This is a genomic window from Microbulbifer maximicatervae (SeqCode), from assembly GCF_052468155.1.
In genome coordinates this window covers 4967628-4985452 of record NZ_CP174335.1, presented here as the reverse complement: position 1 = coordinate 4985452, position 17825 = coordinate 4967628, and the positions used below count along the sequence as shown (strand labels likewise).

Below are 17825 nucleotides of genomic sequence, written 5' to 3'. Positions count from 1 at the left end.
CGTTTACTGGCGCAGCAGGGAGAGGAACTCGTTGCGGGTGGCCTGGTTGCTGCGGAAAGTACCGAGCATAGCCGAAGTCTTCATCACAGAGTTCTGTTTTTCCACACCGCGCATCATCATGCACATATGCTTGGCTTCGATGATCACGCCGACACCGGCAGCACCGGTAACGTTTTGCAGGGTCTCGGCGATCTCTACGGTCAGCTGCTCCTGGATCTGCAGGCGGCGCGCAAACATATCCACAATGCGTGCTACCTTGGACAGGCCAACGACCTTGCCATTGGGAATATAGGCTACGTGGGCGCGGCCGATAAACGGCAGCAGGTGGTGCTCACACAGGGAGTAGAGTTCGATATCCTTAACCAACACCATTTCGCTGCAGTCGGACGGGAAGAGCGCGTCGTTGACTACATCTTCCACGGTCTGTTTATAGCCGCGGGTCAGGTATTCCATGGCTTTGGCGGCGCGCTCCGGGGTGTCTTTGAGCCCAGGGCGTTGCGGATCTTCGCCGATTGCTTCAATAATTCGCGCGTAATGTTCGTTCATGCTGCTCTTTCCAACATCTCAGCCCGAAGGGCGGGTGCGCTACCCTAAGCGTTTGTAACCCGAGAGTAAAGATCCACGCGGCCCGAGGAGCTTGTTAGCTGTTATTTGACGACCACTGACGAAGGCTATTTTGTTAGCAGGGCGGAGCGAAGTTGGGCGGAAAAATGGCTTAGGGCCTTTAGGTAGCAGCTGTAAAATGGCCACTTAACCTTACTCGTCGCTTATTTGGTGTGAGCAAACTACACTCCCCGGGCATTGACTGGCCCCTCTGCAGCAGCAACAGAGGGCACCCGCTAGTGACAGTGGGCCCCGACGAGATACAAAGCACTTAAGGATAGATTGATGATAGAAAGGCGTGAAACAAGCCTCCACGAACTGACCACGGTTTTGGACTATATCCGCTGGGGGACCAGTCGATTCAATGAGGCCGACCTCTACTACGGCCATGGCACCGACAACGCCTGGGACGAGGCCGTTTTACTGGTAACCCACGCCCTGCATCTCCCCCCTTACAGTAAGCCGGAGATACTCCAGGCCCGTTTGACCATGGAGGAGCGCCGCGACGTACTCACTATCCTGGAGCGGCGCTTTAGCGAGCGGGTACCGGCGGCCTACCTGACCAAGGAAGCGCACTTCTGCGATATGACATTTTATGTGGACGAGCGGGTACTGGTACCCCGTTCACCGATTGGCGAGATGATTCGCCACAACTTCCAGCCCTGGCTCAATGTTGAGCCCCTAGCGATTCTGGACCTCTGTTGTGGTAGCGGTTGTATCGGTATCGCCTGTGCCGAGGCCTTCCCGGAAGCGCGTGTCGATGTGAGCGATATTTCCGAGGACGCGATCGAAGTTGCACAGATCAATATCAATCGTCACGAGTTGAACGAACGCGTGCGCGCAGTGCAGTCGGATCTATTTTCCGGCCTGCACGGAATGAGTTACGAGTTGATCGTGTGCAACCCGCCCTATGTCGATGCCCGCGATCTGGCCGAAATGCCCAAGGAATACCACGCTGAGCCGGATATAGCCCTGGGCTCTGGCGATGACGGTCTCGATTTTACCCGTCGCTTGCTGCGCGAGGCTGCCAACCACTTACAGCCTGATGGCCTGTTGATCTGCGAAGTGGGTAATAGCTGGGAAGCCCTGGAAAAAGCCTTCCCTGAGGTGCCGTTTATGTGGCCCGAGTTTGAGGATGGCGGTCACGGTGTTTTTGCCATCAGCCGGGAAGAACTGCTCGCCTACCAACCCTACTTCGAAAAGGAATAATTCCTTTTGCCTCCCCGGCAATCTCGGTTGCCGGGTTATGGGCACATGCCCGGTTCTGCGGACACTTGTGCTTTTTGCCCCAGTCTGCGCACTGGGGCGGGCAGATCATTTATAATGCGCGCCCCTATTGTGGGCCATCCTGTTTTACTACCTACTAGCTGGAAAAGTCGTCTATGTCGGGCAATACCTTTGGCAAGCTGTTTTGTGTCACCACCTTTGGCGAAAGCCACGGCCCCGCGCTCGGTTGTATCGTCGATGGATGCCCTCCGGGTCTGGAGATTAGTGAAGAAGAAATTCAGCGAGAGCTGGACCGCCGCAAGCCCGGCACTTCCCGCTATACCACCCAGCGCCGCGAACCCGACCAGGTAAAAATCCTTTCCGGTGTTTTCGAAGGAAAAACCACCGGCACGCCCATTGGTCTGTTGATTGAAAATACCGACCAGCGCTCCAAGGACTACAGCAATATCGCTGAACAGGTAAGGCCAGCCCATGCCGATTTCACCTATTGGCAAAAATACGGCATTCGCGACTACCGTGGGGGTGGTCGATCCTCCGCCCGTGAAACTGCCATGCGGGTTGCCGCTGGGGCCATCGCCAAAAAATGGCTAAAACAAAAATATGGCATTGAAGTGCGCGGTTATCTCTCGCAATTGGGCCCGATCAAAGTACAAAAGCTGGATTGGGACCAAGTAGAGCAAAACCCCTTCTTTTGCCCGGATGCTGATCGGGTCCCCGAAATGGAGACCTATATGCAGGAGCTGATCAAAGAGGGGAACTCCATTGGTGCGCGTATCTCAGTACACGCCAGCGGCGTCCCAGCCGGACTGGGTGAACCTATTTTTGATCGCCTGGATGCAGATCTGGCCCACGGCTTAATGAGCATTAACGCGGTAAAAGGCGTGGAAATTGGAGCTGGCTTTGACAGCGTGGAGCAAAAGGGCACTGAGCACCGAGATGAGATCACTCCAGAAGAGGGGTTCCTGTCGAATAATGCCGGTGGTGTGTTGGGTGGTATTTCCAGTGGCCAGGATATCATTGCTCATATCGCCCTGAAGCCGACTTCCAGTCTGCGTATTCCCGGCCGCAGCGTTGACCGCTCCGGCAATCCCATTGAAGTCGTTACCAAAGGCCGCCACGACCCCTGTGTTGGTATTCGAGCAACGCCTATCGCAGAGGCCATGATGGCCCTGGTTCTGATCGATCACGCACTGCGCCATCGCGCGCAGAATGGCGATGTAACACCGGGATAATTCGATCGGCTTTTTTCTATTAGATACCGGCGGGAGCCGGTATCCGGTCTCCGCACTACTAAGATGCAGCCAATAAGCTAAGCCCCTGTACTTCCCCAACTTTACTCCCAACAAAATAGTTAGCTCCATCCTCCTCAATTTTATTAATGTTGCGCAGTCGATCTGAGGGGCTTAAAACGCCTTTATTTCCCCGATTTACGACATGGGTATAAATTTCAGTAGTACTAACATCCGAATGCCCTAGCAACTCCTGAATCGTACGCAAGTCATAACCCGCTTCGAGCAAGTGAGTCGCAAAGCTATGGCGAAATGCATGGCAACGAGCCGGCTTGTTGACTCCCGCTAGCTTGACAGCTATACGAACCTGGCGCGCTAAAGTTGACGCGTGCATATGGTGCCTTCTGTTTTCACCGGAGCGAGGACATTGGCCGATGGTGCTGGAAGGGAAAAGGTATTGCCAAGCCAGTTGTCGGCTTGCACTTGGATACTTTCTTTCCAAAGCGTTAGGTAAATAAACCGAACCAAAACCAGCCAAAATATCTTGTTGGTGTAATAGGGAAACAGTCTCTACCTGCCTATGTAGCTGCACAATTAACCCGTTAGGTAATATCGTAGTGCGATCCTTATCCCCCTTACCACCTCGAACAAAAATATTATTGCTGTCGAAGTCTATATCCTTTATACGCAAAGAAAGCAGTTCGGCGCTGCGAAGGCCACTACCGTACATTAGCTCAACCTGTAATCTGTAGGTGCCTTCAAGGTGATCCAAAATTGCTGATATTTCTCTACGGCTATAAACCACGGGCAAGTACTTTTGTTGTTTTGCCAGTTTAAAGTCCAGAGCCTGAATATCCCTACCTAAGAATCTCTTGTACAGATATATCAAAGCGTTCAGAGCTATTCTCTGTGTATTTGCGGAGCAAAGACCCTGAACTGCAAGGTGAGAGAGAAACGTCTCAATCTCAACAGCTCCCATATCGTCAGGGTGCTTCTTTTTATTGAAATGAATGAAACGTTTAACCCAATGGGTGTAAGTTTGCTCTGTTCGGTACGATAGTCCCTGCTTTCGAATGTGAAATCGCAGATTGTCCATAAATCGTTCAGGCTTACCTGGGATTTTGTGGCGAATGTCGTCCATGATATTGCTCTTAGACTGTTTTTATATACAGTATTTACTCTTTTGTCCTGCTGTCAATATCAGAATTCAAGAGAAGCTTCTCCTATTTCTGGGGGGTGGCGATCTATCTCTTTGATTTTTATAGGGTCGGTAATGTTATAAAGAGCAGAAAAAGCAGGTAGATATATAGCGCCTGCTATATATCTACCTGTTGAGAAATATGCCAAATTTCTTAACTTTTTGATATTATTGGGTTTTTGAGGTTATCTTGAAAGAAGTGAGTAGAATTATATAGAAGGGTGATATAAAGACGCTTCTTTTGAATTAACTGTTATGTGAGCAGGAAATAGAGCATATGGACATCGCGATACAAATGATTGATCAAGCTTGGCAATTACTTGTGCGTATTCCATTTTGGTTGTTGTTGTCCACACCATTGATAATCGCTCTCTACTTTTATGCAAAGAAAATCAGAAGCGTGCAGTGGAATATGGCAATAAAACTGTTGCTTTTTGTTCCACTTTCGGCCGTCTTACTTGCTCCAATGCCGGTTGGCATGTTCATAGCACTCGTGCCTAATGGTTTTTTGCTCTTTAGTGGCCTTGAGTACTACAGTAGGGTTTTTGCCTGGTGTGTTTCATCCATACTCATATCAATGATAGTTTGTTACTTCGTAGGCAAGAAATACCTGAGACCCACATAACAAGGTGCGGCAGCTGACATCTTACTTTGTGCACGGCGTTAGAAATATATGAAATTTATACCAATAACACTAATTCTAGTTCTCCTAAGTGATGCGGTATTTTCTGTAGATCTATCAGCTCTTGTAACACCTATATCTGTCAAGTCTTCGAACTATTCTGAAGGTGAGACATGCGCCCCGGAAGATGAGTGTATGCAAATGGGTTGGTGGAGAGAGTATGAGGTTACAAACATTAAGCCAATCTATGGCTCTATAGATGAAAAGACCATTTCGGTATTACTATTTAGCCACTCAAATTGGTATTACGAAGAAAAAGATCAAATGCAGTGGTATGTAGAGCTGGAACGTATGCCGGAAGCAAAAAACAAATTTATAGTGATAAATTGGTCTATCGAGCAGTCTATCATCTGCGTGGGTCATAAGATCGACAATTACGATGTTGTTGCGCTTTCTAGTTCGGAAGGTACGCAGTTTTGCTACGATACTTACGATTTTGGTGGAGAATAGAATTTCTAACAAAGCCATCAAAAATCGCGCTTTCAGCGCTGGACTCGCAACAAGTTGCTCGCCTTTTATGGCGACGTTAAATTATGAAGCCAAAATCTGCACTTATTACTTGTATTTTTATGCTTTCTGGCTGTGTTACCACTGTAACCTGGGATGGATTCACCCCCTCTAAAAGCTACGAAATTACTTTTAAAGATCAAGATGCAAATCCCGTTGCCGGAGTAGGTGCTAGTTGTAACGGAAATGGGGTGTGGCCAAGTGAAAAAATTGCCCAAGAAATTAATGAAACCTACCAAAAGTCCGACCAAACTGGATTGTTAAAGCTATCACATGGTGGGTACGAGATGGGCGGGACCTATAAGGAATTCGGGCCATTTACTTGGGGTGGCAATGAACACTGGAAGGTGTATTGCACATTCATACATCGCGGTTCAATCATCGAGTCCCGGGAGTTGGCCAAGTTCAATCAGCCAGTAGAGATCACGGTGCCAAGACCAATTTAACAAAGCAATGCAGCCGACGTCTTACTTTGTGCACTTTTTGCACGGTCGTTGCGCTCCTATTTTCGTGCAAAATGCACACAAAGTAAGCCGCTGCTGATTGCGGCGTTATACGCAACCAATATGAAATACAGTGCAGCCGAATACAATGTTCTCAGCTATCTCTTGAAGAAGCATGTAATGTCTTACGAGAAAGCTATTGAGTGGGCGTACTCCCAACACACCGATGAAGGTGTTGATCCATTTATTGAGAGCATATCTTTGGCAGCGGATGTTTCTGAGATACTTGAGTTAATAAGCAGCGAATTCCAAGTTTATGGAGAGCCAAGTCAAGACTTTATTGCAGGAGAAGCTGCGAGTAAATATTCAAAAGAACAATTGTCTTTGTACGATGCTATAGCACGAATTCTCTTTGACCTTGACTTAGGGTTGCCCGAAGAAGAACTGCAGAAACTATATATAGCTGAAGACTATTTTGGCTGGCACGACCAAGCAGAGAAAGAAGCGGTTAAGCATGTGCTACCAATATTTAGTAAATACAGGCCCGTTTATGAGCACGCTGTTGCAAAGTTCGGCGTATAACAAGCGCATGTTGTCGCCCTTCGGGCTGGGACGGCTTACGCTGCGCTTCAGCCGCCCCAAATGCGGGCGTTAGGTGCACAAGGAGTATGAGTGTTATTTAAGTATCTTCCGAAAGAGAGAGTTGATGTTTTAGAAAATCTAAAGATACGGTTTTCTCCGCTTAGATCACTCAATGATCCTTTTGAGTCTTTGCCGTTAATAGATATCGAAGATAAGGTTGAGACTGCTGTAGAGGATCTTTTAAAAGAGCTTGATCAAATTTGGGAAAGAACTCCTATATCTGAAAGGACTCCTGAGAATAAACAGCTACTAGAGGAAAATAGGCAGGCAGTTTATGATGGGGCACGATCTGCCATGGAACCATCAGTAGTTGGCCAAGGACTAATGGACATCATTAGTGATAACCTTGGAGTTCTATCACTATCGAGATCAAATACTAGCTTACTAATGTGGTCTCACTATACGGGCAGTAGCACGGGGTACGTTATTGCTTTTGATGAAAGCCATGACTTTTTCAGGCAGCATGACCTTAAAGGAAATATAGTGAGGCCTAGGCCTGTAATATATACAGAAAAAAGATCTTACGTAAGTGAAAAACACCACAACTGGTATCAAAAGCTGTTATGTGAAAAGCCACTAGAATGGGCCTACGAAGAAGAAGAGCGTTTATTTCTTACCCATATAGATAAAAATTCATCTATCGGAAAAGATGAATACGAAATGGATATCATATTGACTAGTTTTCCTAAGGAAGCCATATCATCAGTGTACTTGGGCTATAACTGCTCACCGGATACGCAAAAAAAGATAGAAGCAGCTTTAGATAGCAATAATATTGACAAGCCAGTATATAGAGCTGCGATGTCAAAAAGGGAATATAAAATTGAGTTTGAAGCAGTGCAAAGCACCTAACAAGACGCTCAAGCGGGACAAAGTGCTGCGCACTTCGCCCCTTAGCTGAGCGCTAAGTTTTATACACAAGTTTTTTTAAGTTTTATTATGTAAATCAATAAGTTACAGTTTAGCCCAGTAAGAACTACAGATTTGGCTGGATTATTATGCAGGACTGGGTCATGGACGAAGTAAAAAATCAGGTTATGGGTGATACACGCTTGAATAAGCGCTTGTCTAATATTCTCAGTAATTTAAGTTCAGACCCAAACAATAGCATTCCTTGTGCAAACAAAACTTGGGCAGAAACGTTTGCAGCTTATCGCTTTATAGAAAATGATAAAGTCAACTTTGACTCTATTATGAGCGGTCATAAATCGGCAACTCTTGAGAGAATCAAAGCGCAGCCTGTTGTTCTTATCCCACAAGATACTACCTTTCTAAATTTTGCCACTGACCTAGAAAGTAAAGAGATGGGAACTCTTAGGCGTAAAGAGACCAACCAACAACTCTTGCACACCTCCATCGCGATAACACCATCCAGAGTTAATTTGGGTGTTGTTGAAGGTAGTATGTGGCAGAGAGATAAGGAATCAAGTTCTAATTCCCGCTATACCAAGTCGATAAAGGATAAGGAGAGTCGACGCTGGCTAGACCATTACGAAACGGCTTGTCAGATACAAGAGCACTGCCCTGAAAGCACAATTGTGAGTATTGCTGATAGAGAGGGTGATATTCATGAGTGGTTTCAGCTGGCTGAAGAGCAAAGTGAACAGCGGCGGGCGAGCTATATCGTTCGAGCTAAGGCCAATCGCACTTTAGAGCTCGATGGAGAAGAAACGGTTTTGCTTTGGGATCATATGAACGAGCAGAAATCTATTGGTCTATACGCGGTAGACATTCCCAAACGGAATGGGGAACCTGGAAGAAAAGCCAAAGTCAGCGTATCCACTACTGAGATACGGCTACTTGGAAAAGGAAAATCTAAACGACCACTTTCTCTCTATGCTGTATTGGCTAAGGAATTAAACCCACCAGAGGGTGAAAAAGGCATTGAGTGGATGCTGTTAACTGATCTTCCAGTTGAAGACTATAAGCAGGCGAGAGTCATCATTGAGTGGTATCGAAGCCGGTGGGAAATTGAAACCTATTTTCGGGTGGTAAAAGGCGGATGCCAGATAGAAAGTAATCGTTTTAGAACAGAGCAGCGAATGTTGAACTGTATTGCGATCTATATGATTATTGGATGGCGACTACATTCGATAACTACACAAGCAAAAAGTCTTCCTGATGAACCATGTACGAGTGCTTACTCTGAAAAAGAATGGCGCATGGTATGGATGATGCGAGATAAAAGTTCCCCACCGAATATACCTCCAAGCATGAGAGATATAACGCGTATGCTGGCAGGTCTAGGAGGATTTCTAGGGCGTAAAGGCGATGGCGAGCCAGGGGTTAAAACTGTTTGGCAAGGATATGCTAAGTTGCTCCATTATGTTGAAGCAGCAGAGGTTTTAAATGGACTTAAATAATGTGTATAAAACACAGGCTGAGCGTTACGTGTCATCGAGATCGAGTGAGATATTTAGGTGAATCCAAAATTTGAAGTACAACCGAAAATTGGAATTGGCCCTGTTAAATTAGGTATGGACCGTACTTCTGCAATTGCAAGCATGGGCCTCGAACCGAATAGCTTTATGAAAACACGAATTAGTCAGCATCCAACTGATTCGTTTTATGAGGCAGGCTTTCAAATATTCTACGAAGGCGATGAGCCAAAAGTAGAAAGTATCGAGCTATCTCGCGGTTGTAGCTTCGAGGCTATGTTTTCTGGCGAAAACATCCTTAATCTATCGGTCCCTGAAGCGCTTTTAAAAATAGAGAGTACAACTGGTCTCAAGCCAGAAACAGAAGATGATGGCTATACCTATGAGATCCCAAGTCTCGGTCTGTGGCTTTGGCGGCAATCAAATGAGGCAAATGATGAAGAAGGTTTATATTTTTCAACAGTCGGCGTTGGTACGGTCAACACGTAACAAGTCAAAGCACTCGGGCTTGGTAAAGCTGTCACCTTTTTTGTTCCAAAAAAGCCGCCAACTTCACCAAGCCGGTGTTTGAGGCGTTAAATTTCAATATGACCAAACCACTGATAAAAACTGCTAACAAGAGTAACGCCAGAATTTTGCTCACAATAGTTATATTGGGAGCGCTACATTTTTTCATGCTAGGAAAGTTGTACTCTCATTTTGGCCCACAAGAAGCGGGCAAGTTTATAGCTGGCGTTGTTCTTCTATTGGTGTCTTTCTTTTCAATGATTTCGGGCATCAATAATTTCAGGTTTAAGCGATTTAATTGTCCAGATTGCTTGGTTCGTATAGGAAGAATAGAGCCACATGGAAAAGAGCCTGGCACTCCGTTTTACCAATTCTGCAGCAGCTGTAATATATTGTGGCTAGTAGGGAAAGCCCCCAAAAGAATGCTGGCTGCAGGAGACGGTATCTCTGATTCTGGGGCTGATGGAGAATAAATTTAACAAGGCGAGGCAGTTCGTTCCGGCCCTGCGGGCCTCCGCCAGACAGCTTACTTTGTGCACTTTATGCGCAAGTCGCTTCGCTCCCATTTTCGCGCATAAAGCGCCCAAAGCAATCTGCCGCTGCTCGCGGTGTTAGCTCACCAAGTATTTAGAAAATGAAGTTAACGGATAGATTAAGAAAAATATTTAGAGAGTCAGAAGAAGCTTTTGGCCATTCAGATTCCGCTGGAACGCCTTGCTTGGTTCCGTATTGTGAGCAGATTGTTGAGTTATACCGAGCAAACTCGATGGAGAAGGGTAACGTAGAAAAAGCATTCATTGATGACTTTGAGCATCATCATGAATGCACCTGGGAGCTTGCCCAAGTTTGTATGTACCATTTAAAGCTTCCCAAGTATAAAGATTATCTGCAAGAAAAACTAAAAGTTGCTCACGACAAAAACGACTGGCGCAGTACGGCAGTGATATCCAATATCCTGAATGCTTATGAGGAGCCTTTTGAAGATAAGGCGTTGTTTTATGGAGCACAAAGCTAACAAGTTGCTCAAATTCGTTCCGGCCACAAAAGGCGTGGCCTCCACCGGACAGCCTACACTACGTTTCGGCTGCCGTTTAGCAAAGCGTTATGTGCAAGAGAGAATCAGATGAGTAGAACGGCAAAAATAGTGGGCTCCATAATTTTCTTGGTGATCTTGTTCTGCATGCCGCTTGCACTTTATGCATACCAATTTGGCTTCGGTATTTGGGAGAATCATGGTGAGTGGGCGGAAATGGGTTCAGCATTATCTGGTATCTATTCACCGATTATTGCTCTTCTAGCCTTCATTATCTTGGTTGGCCAATTTTTCTCCCAATATACGATGAATAAATTTCATTTCGACCAGTCATTTATTCAAAAGAGTCAGGAAGAGTTAAACTTTTATATAGAACAGCTCGATCATTATCTGAATGATGAAAGCGAAAAAACTGAATCGGTGAGAGAGTTGCTTCGAAGATTTTCAGCATTGAGTGAAGCAGAGCTCAGATCAGATCTTGGAAAGCGTGTAGTTCAAGAGTTCATTGGTGAGCATAGAAAAATTCATGATATATGGGTGGCGATCTATCCATCGCTCAAAGGATTGGGCGTGCACGATCACTATCCCTATGTTAATAGCTACCAGGGTTCCAAGGTGAAGCTAATGGCTGTACTTTCTCTGAATACATGTATTGCGCTAGATAAAGTCTACTTCTCCTCTAATTCAAAAATTGATAGGGGAGAAGCTCAAGTTCTGGGGCCCGGAACGCACATAACAAGTGACTATGGTTGTTCGTCAAGTTATTAAGCCATACTTTCATCCCAGTAGGTGTTATTTTTCACCATCGTATTCAGGATCGTAATCTGCTTTCTCATGCAGGCAATCAGAGCGACCTTTTTAGGTTTGCCAGCGTCGACCAATCGCTTGTACATCGGCTTTAGTTTGGGATGATGCTGTATAGCCGACATTATGGAAACAAACAAAACCGTTCGTACACGATGCCTTCCACCCCGAATATATCTCTTTCCCTGGAAGCTGCCGCTATCACGGTTCATCGGGGCGATACCGACAAGTGCAGCGATTTCTTTACGGTTCAATTTTCCTAGCTCGGGAAGTTCACTCATCAACGTATAAGCCAATACATTTCCGACCCCTTTAGCACTCAACAATAGGTCGCGCCTTTGCCGCCACTCAGACACACTGTTAACCAGTTTATCCAGTTGCTTGTCGATACCTTGTAGCTCTTTTTTGATGGTGTTTAGAATGGTCTGTATAGGTTTGTGTACTGATTTCGGCATTCTCTGAAGCCGATTCTTTTGCATTGTGCTCATCTCTAAACACTGACTTCTTACCGCCAGTAAGTCACTGATCTCCCTAAGCTTTTCTGGCTTTAGCTCCGATAGTCTTGGCTTCATGGCCTCACCAAAATGTGCAATATCCATTGCATCTAGCTTGTCAGTTTTGGCGAGTCGCCCTGTGGATTTAGCGAAGCTCCTTATCTGTGAAGGGTTGCAAACAACAACAGGTAATCCTGCTTTGTTAGCGGCGCAAACAAACTCTAATTCGAGTCTTCCTGTAGACTCTATTAATACTCTTTGAGGTTTAAGAGGTTGTAATTGTTTAATGGCATTCTTAATGCCATTTTTATCATTGGCAACACTAAAGAATTGGCCAGTAGGTCTCACATAAATATCGAGTTGTTTACTGCTGGTATCGATACCGACATTGATCTCTTGAGGTTCCATAAGATAAGCTATCTCCGCCTTGCTATTCGGGCTCGAGGCCCACATGACTATTCGAGTTATGCCTAGTGAGTGTCTGTCACTTTCCTACTTGTTAACAGTCTTTATAAACAGGCGCAGCAACGAACTGTGACAAACAAGGCCTTCGGTGGCCGCCGAAGGTGGGTCTCAATTTACCCGTTAGCGAAAAGGATTTTCAACATCAGAATCAGGCAAGAACAACCATACAAGTGCCGGCACAATCGCGCACTGGACTCGCAACAAGTTGCTCGCCTGTGCGGCAGGCGTTATGTGTAATTAGTAATGAACACTGAAACTATACAAAAAGAAATTGATAAGCTTGATAGCCATCAGAAGTCCGTACTTCTACTCACATATGGCCACCAATTAACGGTTATGGCTAGAGATGCGTACGAATTTCAGGGGCCAGGCGTAGACAAGCCTCGTTTACTACGCGATTCCAACGAAATAATGCATAGGGTGTTTCAAGCACTCAGAGAATTAGAAACAAAGTCAGACAAGTGCTTTTCATTGTCAAGCATTGCCCATTGGATTTCCTGCGAAGAAAAAGAAAGCGATATTGTTAATGCTAGCAAACAGGCTTTTTCTATGGCGGTTCAAAAGTGCAACACATAACAAGCAAACCAACATCGCCTTGCAGGCTGGACACGCTAACGCGCACCGTTGCTTTGGGTGTTAAGTTCCGGATATGAAAAAGCAATTAATTACATTTCTGGCAATGCTTTGTTGTTCGTTGTCCGCAAGTGGAGTAGAGAAATTGGATTGGCCATTTGATCAAGCAAAGAATGTTGCCGCGATAACGACCAAGCAGGTCGTTAAGGATTCACTCCCAGTATTAATGGTAGTGCACTACGCGGATGATGATTCATGGGCGTTCACATGCGGTACCACTAATAAATCAGAAGATCTAATGATTATGAGTATGGGCGAGATCACATCGCTTGATCCTACTTTGTATTCAATCGCAGATTTACCTCCTGGCTGGAGCGCCACAAGAACATCAATGAAGTCTCAGTGGGTTCGTACTAGAGAGGAGTGAATTTAACAAGCGCAAGAAGTTTGCTGCGGCCCTTCGGGCCTCCGCGGGCGTTAGAGCAATATCGAATTCAAGCCGTCTTATATAGAAGCGTAGAACAAGGAATCGTATGAGTAACGTTACAGAAATACTTAGTTTATTTAAAGAGCAGCTCAACAATCAGATCAAAGCATTTGTTGCAGATGAATCTTTCGAAAACGAAGGGTATGGATTCGCATATTGGTATTTTAGAAACATTAGAGCTATGACCAGTATTGAATCAAAAGATCAAATCTGTGACGGTAGCGGAGATCTTGGTATTGATGCTATTGAAATACAGGATGAAAAGGTTGTTTTTTATCAATTTAAGAACCCATCCTCGATAGATAAATCCGTTGGCGCCAGCGAAATTGATAAAATGTTATCTGGCCTTAGCTTAATCTTGAGTCGCAAACACAATGAAATAGCGAATCCAGAGCTGCTTTCTAGACTAGATGAAATCTATTCTTTCACTCCCACCGGCTATAGGGTAGTTATAGCGTCTTCAAGCCTTGCAGAACTTCCAGAAGATGCAAAAGTGAAACTTTCTAGTTTTTGTGAGAGCAACAGCGGCGCAGCGAAAGATCTATTTCAGTGGGAATACATAAGTCTTAGTGATCTTCATAATAGGTTTTATGCAGCGCATCTACCTACTCTTGATGCAACTATCGATTTTAATTTGGTTCGCCCTCCTTACATGACAAAAATTGGAGATCACGAAACCTATCTTTTCGACTTAAGTGGAGAATATCTAGCCCAACTATACGAATCACATGGAGAGAGTTTGCTTCAGCAAAATGTCCGTATGTTTGAGGGAGACAAAGGAACAAATCTAGCAATTACTCAGACAGCATCTAGTGAAACAGAGTCAAAGAACTTCTTTCATTATAATAACGGAATTTCGTTAATCTGTGATTCAGCGAACTATCAACCATTTAACAATGCGCTAAGTCTTGAAAGACCCCAAGTTGTTAATGGTGGGCAGACAATGCGAATTCTACATAAGTGTTTTAAGCTTGGAACGCTTAAGAATAACGTCCACACGGCAGTGCGCGTAATTACAACGGGAAAAAACAAAGACTTTGCTGCTAATGTAGCAGTAAACTTAAATAATCAAACCCGAGTGGATAATACGTTTCTACGTTCTAATGACCCACGTATAGTACAGCTCTTACATTCGCTTACTACACATGGATATTATTTAGAGCGCAGAGCTGGCGAAATTGAGGCGATGCTTCCTGACGAAATAGAAGATCTGGAAAATAGGTTTGGCTCCCCATTAGCAGCTCATGTGATTCCATTGAAAGATGGAATGCAAGCTTACGTTGCAACTTACTATGGTGACCCTCAGCTCGCTAAAAAGGATCCTGCAAAAATATTTACCGATGATGGTGGTAGCTTTTCAAAAATACTTCAATCTGATTTAACTGCTGAAAAGTTTAGGAATGCCTTTATTCTAAGCAAGATTGTGTCAACCGAGGTTGATGAATTCAAAAAACTAAAAAGAAAGCGATATTCAGACGAGGAGGAGAGGCGAACCGCTTATTCTACCAATATAAGCTCATTTGTTGCTCCTGTATTTAATGATATCGATGCTGCTGTTCCACAGATTACTGTATTTTCGATGGCGTTGATTTATGAAAAATACGTAAAAATATTAGGGTTTGAGTTTGAGCTTACTATAGAAGCATTGCAAGCAAAGCCAGAGCTAATTTGGAAGTCCTTCATCGATATAATCAATGCAAAAAATGAAATGAAAATAGAAAAAGGGTGGCCAACAATTCTTAAATCCGGCTCATTTTATAGAGATGTTATAAAGCATATGGAAAGCAGATGGATGAAACAGGGAGACGCTGAGCTAAGCGTTTGATGACTAAAGCTCTAACAAGCAAAGGCAGCGGATGCTCCGCACCGCTGCTTTAGGCGTTATGTGTCATGAGGTCATGTAGATAATTATGAGTGCAGGTATACCACTGTTTATTTTGAGTGCTTTAGCCACATTCATTCTTGTGCTCTGGTCTAGCGGTGGAGCTGGCACCAAAAGCAGTAGAGTTAAAATAACGGTTATTACTTTGGCTATTTTGGTTGCATCATGGGTGGCTTTATTATCTTTTGGCGTGTTCCATCCATTTGGTTCATGGGGCATGAGCGTAGGCTTTATCGTATCAATAGCCGCTTTTTTCGTGCCCGTGATTTACAACAAGGTACGCAGCAATGAAAACACATAACAAGGCAATGAAAAATTGCCCACAAAAAACGTGGGCTGGACTCGTTGACGCTCGCCTTTTACTGCGGTGTTAGGTGCAAGACTTACCCACGTTTAGTAGACACCCTGTATAGTTAGGTTTAGGCCTAACACGGAGGTGTATCATGGGTAAGAAAAGAACTCAGGCGTATACGGAGGAGTTCCGTAGAGAAGCAGTTAAGAAAGCGGAAAAGCCTGGAGCAACAACGGCTTCTGTGGCGCGAGAGCTAGGCGTCAGTGCGTAGCAAAATTGTATCTGGCAAGTTTATTTTAAGAGGCTATTTGATGTGTAATTCAATGGCATGGATCATATTGAATATTCGAAGTGATAAATAGCTGAGGTTTACTAATAAAAAGGACGTATTTAACGTTACCTTGATAAAGTCCTCTATCCTATATGATTCACGAAGAGAGTACAACGGTATACCTGATACACTCGGTATATCAGTCATTATACTACTTAGAGTTTAAAGATTTTCAATGGATAAAATTTTCACTTTGGTATGCCTGGAAGGGCCTTTGTGGATTTATTGACTTTTTATTATCACAATGAATGATAAGCTCTGATGGTCAGCATAAAAGATAAGATATATGCTACCGTCGGTAGCATCTTTAGTTAGATTAAGTATGGAAATATTGAGTCATGGAAGTAGACATAGTTACATTTATTTCTTCATTGGGGGTTTCTTCTTTTACTGCTGTCTGGCTAACAAAATTACTTGTTTCTCATCGGCTTAAAAAAGATTTGCAAGTCCATAGGGTTAAGCTTGAAAAATCACTTGATGCATTTAAAGGTGAGCAAGATGGTCAGGTTAGGAAAGATGTTGAACTATATTTAAAACAGCATGACGCAGATATTAAGTATAATTTTGAGGCCAGGGCTCGTCTTTATCACGCTATTGGGCCATTAAAATTTCAGCTTTTGTTGGCTGCTCGAGACTTTAAAGTCAGGGTATCAGAGATGCCAAGAAATCCATATAGTATTAATTTGGGTGGGCACTATGGTAAAAGTACCATATATCGTTTGGCTAGACTTCTCTGTCTTGCAGAGCTTATAGAAAGCAAGGTCGCGTATGCTGATTTCGCTGTAGATGATTCATCGATTAAGTTACTAGAATTTAAGAAAGCTTTGTTTGTTATGCTGTCTGGCTCAAAAGTTATTTGCCATCACCCTAAGGCTAATTGGAAAACACAAAAAGAACATATATTTTTTGATGTACTGTCGAATATTGGTAATGCTCTAGTTGTTCACGAAGGTCAGTCAATAATGCGATGTATGTCTTTTTCAGAATTTTCTGACGAGCTTGTGAATGTTGATTTTGTGAATAAACTTTCGCCCCTTGTTGATGTCATGTCTGGGTTTTGTCTCAAGGATACACCAATTCTTTGGGTTAGATTATCTTGTATTGCCGTACTGTGTAACAAATTAATCGATGAAATTGGCCGGCCAGTTGGGTTTAAATATACTTCTATTGATTTGGTTTCTCTTTTAAAAAACAGTGATGATAAATATATTCATTGTAAAGCTGATAAGTATGTAAGATTATGTCGTGAAACAATGAGTGAGGGACTTTAGTCGGGTACATTATAGTAGGCTCGTGTATGATGTTTTCTAAATATGATATGAGTGTTATTTAATATTAGGTTCTGCCTATGCTGCCAGATAAAATCTATTTAATTGATAAATCCAAGGAGCTTGTGAAAGATTGGAGTGAAGTATTCGAAGATGTTGAAATTATAGACGTTATAGAGGGTGATTTCTTCTCCAAGTCAACTGATGTAATGGTTAGCCCTGCTAATAGCTTCGGAATTATGGATGGTGGGTTGGATTTGCCATTTAGGGATAGGCTCGGTTTTAAAGTAGAGGATCAGGTGGAAGAGCGGATTGAATCTGACTTTCATTGCGAACTTCCGGCAGGATCAGCAGTAGTAGTACCTACCTCCCATGAGAATTGGCCATATTTAATATCAGCTCCAACTATGCGAGTGCCGGAAGAGGCTTCCAATACGCTAAATGCATATTACGTTTTTCGAGCAATCTTAAACTCTGTGCAGCTATTTAACCGATCAAACTCCTCGGAGAGAATTAACTCGATTCTATGTCCTGGCCTGGGAACAGGTATAGATAGCTTATCGGCTAGGCGTTGTACAGGCCATATATGAGCAGCCTATAACTCCTTATCCAAGCCTTTAAGAATACCCAATTATACAGGAATACATGCAACACATAGAGGGCTGTAATTAGCTTACTAGTGCATAGCAAGTATCTTTATAGAAAGTGAGTGAAAAATAGTCAGGAAAGCCTTAAGCTGCGTTGAGTTGAGAAGTACATCTTCTTTTAGCAGATTAAGAC

22 protein-coding genes are annotated in these 17825 nt (G+C 44.0%); 19 read left to right on the top strand and 3 right to left on the bottom strand.

What is annotated here, in order from left to right; translation table 11 throughout:
* Positions 1–3: 3 nt before the first annotated feature.
* Positions 4–546, bottom strand: coding sequence for a GTP cyclohydrolase I FolE (folE, locus tag ACJJIY_RS21480; RefSeq protein ID WP_282933775.1), 543 nt, complete (start codon positions 544–546; stop codon positions 4–6).
* 342 nt (positions 547–888) lie between these two features.
* On the opposite strand from folE, the gene prmB reads away from it, so the two are divergent.
* Together prmB and aroC are read left to right on the top strand one after the other, a co-directional pair.
* Positions 889–1812 carry a 50S ribosomal protein L3 N(5)-glutamine methyltransferase gene (gene prmB, locus ACJJIY_RS21475; RefSeq protein ID WP_444907556.1) on the top strand — a complete coding sequence of 308 codons (924 nt, stop codon included), beginning with the start codon at positions 889–891 and terminating at the stop codon, positions 1810–1812.
* 173 nt (positions 1813–1985) lie between these two features.
* Positions 1986–3062, top strand: a complete 1077-nt coding sequence (aroC, locus tag ACJJIY_RS21470) for a chorismate synthase (protein WP_108734111.1) — start codon at positions 1986–1988, stop codon at positions 3060–3062.
* 58 nt (positions 3063–3120) lie between these two features.
* Here aroC and ACJJIY_RS21465 read toward each other — a convergent pair whose 3' ends face one another.
* Positions 3121–4200 (bottom strand): integron integrase, encoded by a 1080-nt coding sequence (locus tag ACJJIY_RS21465; protein ID WP_444914441.1) that lies wholly within the window; start codon positions 4198–4200, stop codon positions 3121–3123.
* A gap of 334 nt (positions 4201–4534) precedes the next feature.
* Here ACJJIY_RS21465 and ACJJIY_RS21460 point away from each other — a divergent pair, with 334 nt between their 5' ends.
* The 10 genes from ACJJIY_RS21460 (at position 4535) to ACJJIY_RS21415 (ending at position 11217) form a co-directional block, all read left to right on the top strand.
* The gene (locus ACJJIY_RS21460; protein ID WP_444913509.1) at positions 4535–4882 is read left to right on the top strand and encodes a hypothetical protein; all 348 of its coding nucleotides are present in this window, start codon (positions 4535–4537) and stop codon (positions 4880–4882) included.
* Positions 4883–4930: 48 nt separating this feature from the next.
* On the top strand, positions 4931–5389 hold the full coding sequence (locus ACJJIY_RS21455) for a hypothetical protein (RefSeq protein WP_444911051.1): 459 nt from the start codon (positions 4931–4933) through the stop codon (positions 5387–5389).
* A gap of 83 nt (positions 5390–5472) precedes the next feature.
* On the top strand, positions 5473–5892 hold the full coding sequence (locus ACJJIY_RS21450; RefSeq protein ID WP_445358797.1) for a hypothetical protein: 420 nt from the start codon (positions 5473–5475) through the stop codon (positions 5890–5892).
* Positions 5893–6012: 120 nt separating this feature from the next.
* Entirely contained in the window at positions 6013–6471 is a 459-nt protein-coding gene (locus ACJJIY_RS21445) for a hypothetical protein (RefSeq protein ID WP_445358796.1), read from the top strand.
* A gap of 90 nt (positions 6472–6561) precedes the next feature.
* Complete coding sequence (locus ACJJIY_RS21440) at positions 6562–7383, top strand: DUF2971 domain-containing protein (protein ID WP_445358795.1); 822 nt, start codon at positions 6562–6564, stop codon at positions 7381–7383.
* Positions 7384–7544: 161 nt separating this feature from the next.
* Positions 7545–8894 carry an IS4 family transposase gene (locus tag ACJJIY_RS21435; RefSeq protein WP_445358491.1) on the top strand — a complete coding sequence of 450 codons (1350 nt, stop codon included), beginning with the start codon at positions 7545–7547 and terminating at the stop codon, positions 8892–8894.
* 57 nt (positions 8895–8951) lie between these two features.
* Complete coding sequence (locus ACJJIY_RS21430) at positions 8952–9398, top strand: hypothetical protein (RefSeq protein ID WP_445358794.1); 447 nt, start codon at positions 8952–8954, stop codon at positions 9396–9398.
* 98 nt (positions 9399–9496) lie between these two features.
* A complete protein-coding gene (locus ACJJIY_RS21425) occupies positions 9497–9889 on the top strand; it encodes a hypothetical protein (RefSeq protein ID WP_445358793.1) in 393 nt (130 codons plus the stop codon).
* A 161-nt stretch (positions 9890–10050) separates the two neighbouring features.
* Entirely contained in the window at positions 10051–10431 is a 381-nt protein-coding gene (locus ACJJIY_RS21420; RefSeq protein WP_445358792.1) for a hypothetical protein, read from the top strand.
* A 108-nt stretch (positions 10432–10539) separates the two neighbouring features.
* On the top strand, positions 10540–11217 hold the full coding sequence (locus tag ACJJIY_RS21415) for a hypothetical protein (RefSeq protein ID WP_445358791.1): 678 nt from the start codon (positions 10540–10542) through the stop codon (positions 11215–11217).
* Here ACJJIY_RS21415 and ACJJIY_RS21410 read toward each other — a convergent pair.
* Positions 11214–12155 carry an IS110 family RNA-guided transposase gene (locus ACJJIY_RS21410; RefSeq protein ID WP_445358790.1) on the bottom strand — a complete coding sequence of 314 codons (942 nt, stop codon included), beginning with the start codon at positions 12153–12155 and terminating at the stop codon, positions 11214–11216. The two genes, ACJJIY_RS21415 and ACJJIY_RS21410, sit on opposite strands and share 4 nt — an antisense overlap.
* 300 nt (positions 12156–12455) lie before the next feature.
* Between ACJJIY_RS21410 and ACJJIY_RS21405 the strand changes: the two genes are divergently transcribed.
* The 7 genes from ACJJIY_RS21405 (at position 12456) to ACJJIY_RS21375 (ending at position 17635) form a co-directional block, all read left to right on the top strand.
* The gene (locus tag ACJJIY_RS21405; RefSeq protein ID WP_445358789.1) at positions 12456–12788 is read left to right on the top strand and encodes a hypothetical protein; all 333 of its coding nucleotides are present in this window, start codon (positions 12456–12458) and stop codon (positions 12786–12788) included.
* A gap of 73 nt (positions 12789–12861) precedes the next feature.
* Positions 12862–13212: a hypothetical protein gene (locus ACJJIY_RS21400; RefSeq protein WP_445358788.1), complete on the top strand. Its 351-nt coding sequence runs from the start codon at positions 12862–12864 to the stop codon at positions 13210–13212.
* Positions 13213–13318: 106 nt separating this feature from the next.
* Positions 13319–15097, top strand: a complete 1779-nt coding sequence (locus ACJJIY_RS21395) for an AIPR family protein (protein ID WP_445358787.1) — start codon at positions 13319–13321, stop codon at positions 15095–15097.
* 85 nt (positions 15098–15182) lie between these two features.
* A complete protein-coding gene (locus tag ACJJIY_RS21390) occupies positions 15183–15455 on the top strand; it encodes a hypothetical protein (protein WP_445358786.1) in 273 nt (90 codons plus the stop codon).
* Positions 15456–15597: 142 nt separating this feature from the next.
* On the top strand, positions 15598–15717 hold the full coding sequence (locus ACJJIY_RS21385) for a transposase (protein WP_444941040.1): 120 nt from the start codon (positions 15598–15600) through the stop codon (positions 15715–15717).
* A gap of 398 nt (positions 15718–16115) precedes the next feature.
* Positions 16116–17048 (top strand): hypothetical protein, encoded by a 933-nt coding sequence (locus ACJJIY_RS21380; RefSeq protein WP_445355892.1) that lies wholly within the window; start codon positions 16116–16118, stop codon positions 17046–17048.
* A gap of 77 nt (positions 17049–17125) precedes the next feature.
* Entirely contained in the window at positions 17126–17635 is a 510-nt protein-coding gene (locus ACJJIY_RS21375) for a macro domain-containing protein (protein WP_445358785.1), read from the top strand.
* The last annotated feature ends 190 nt before the right edge of the window (positions 17636–17825 follow it).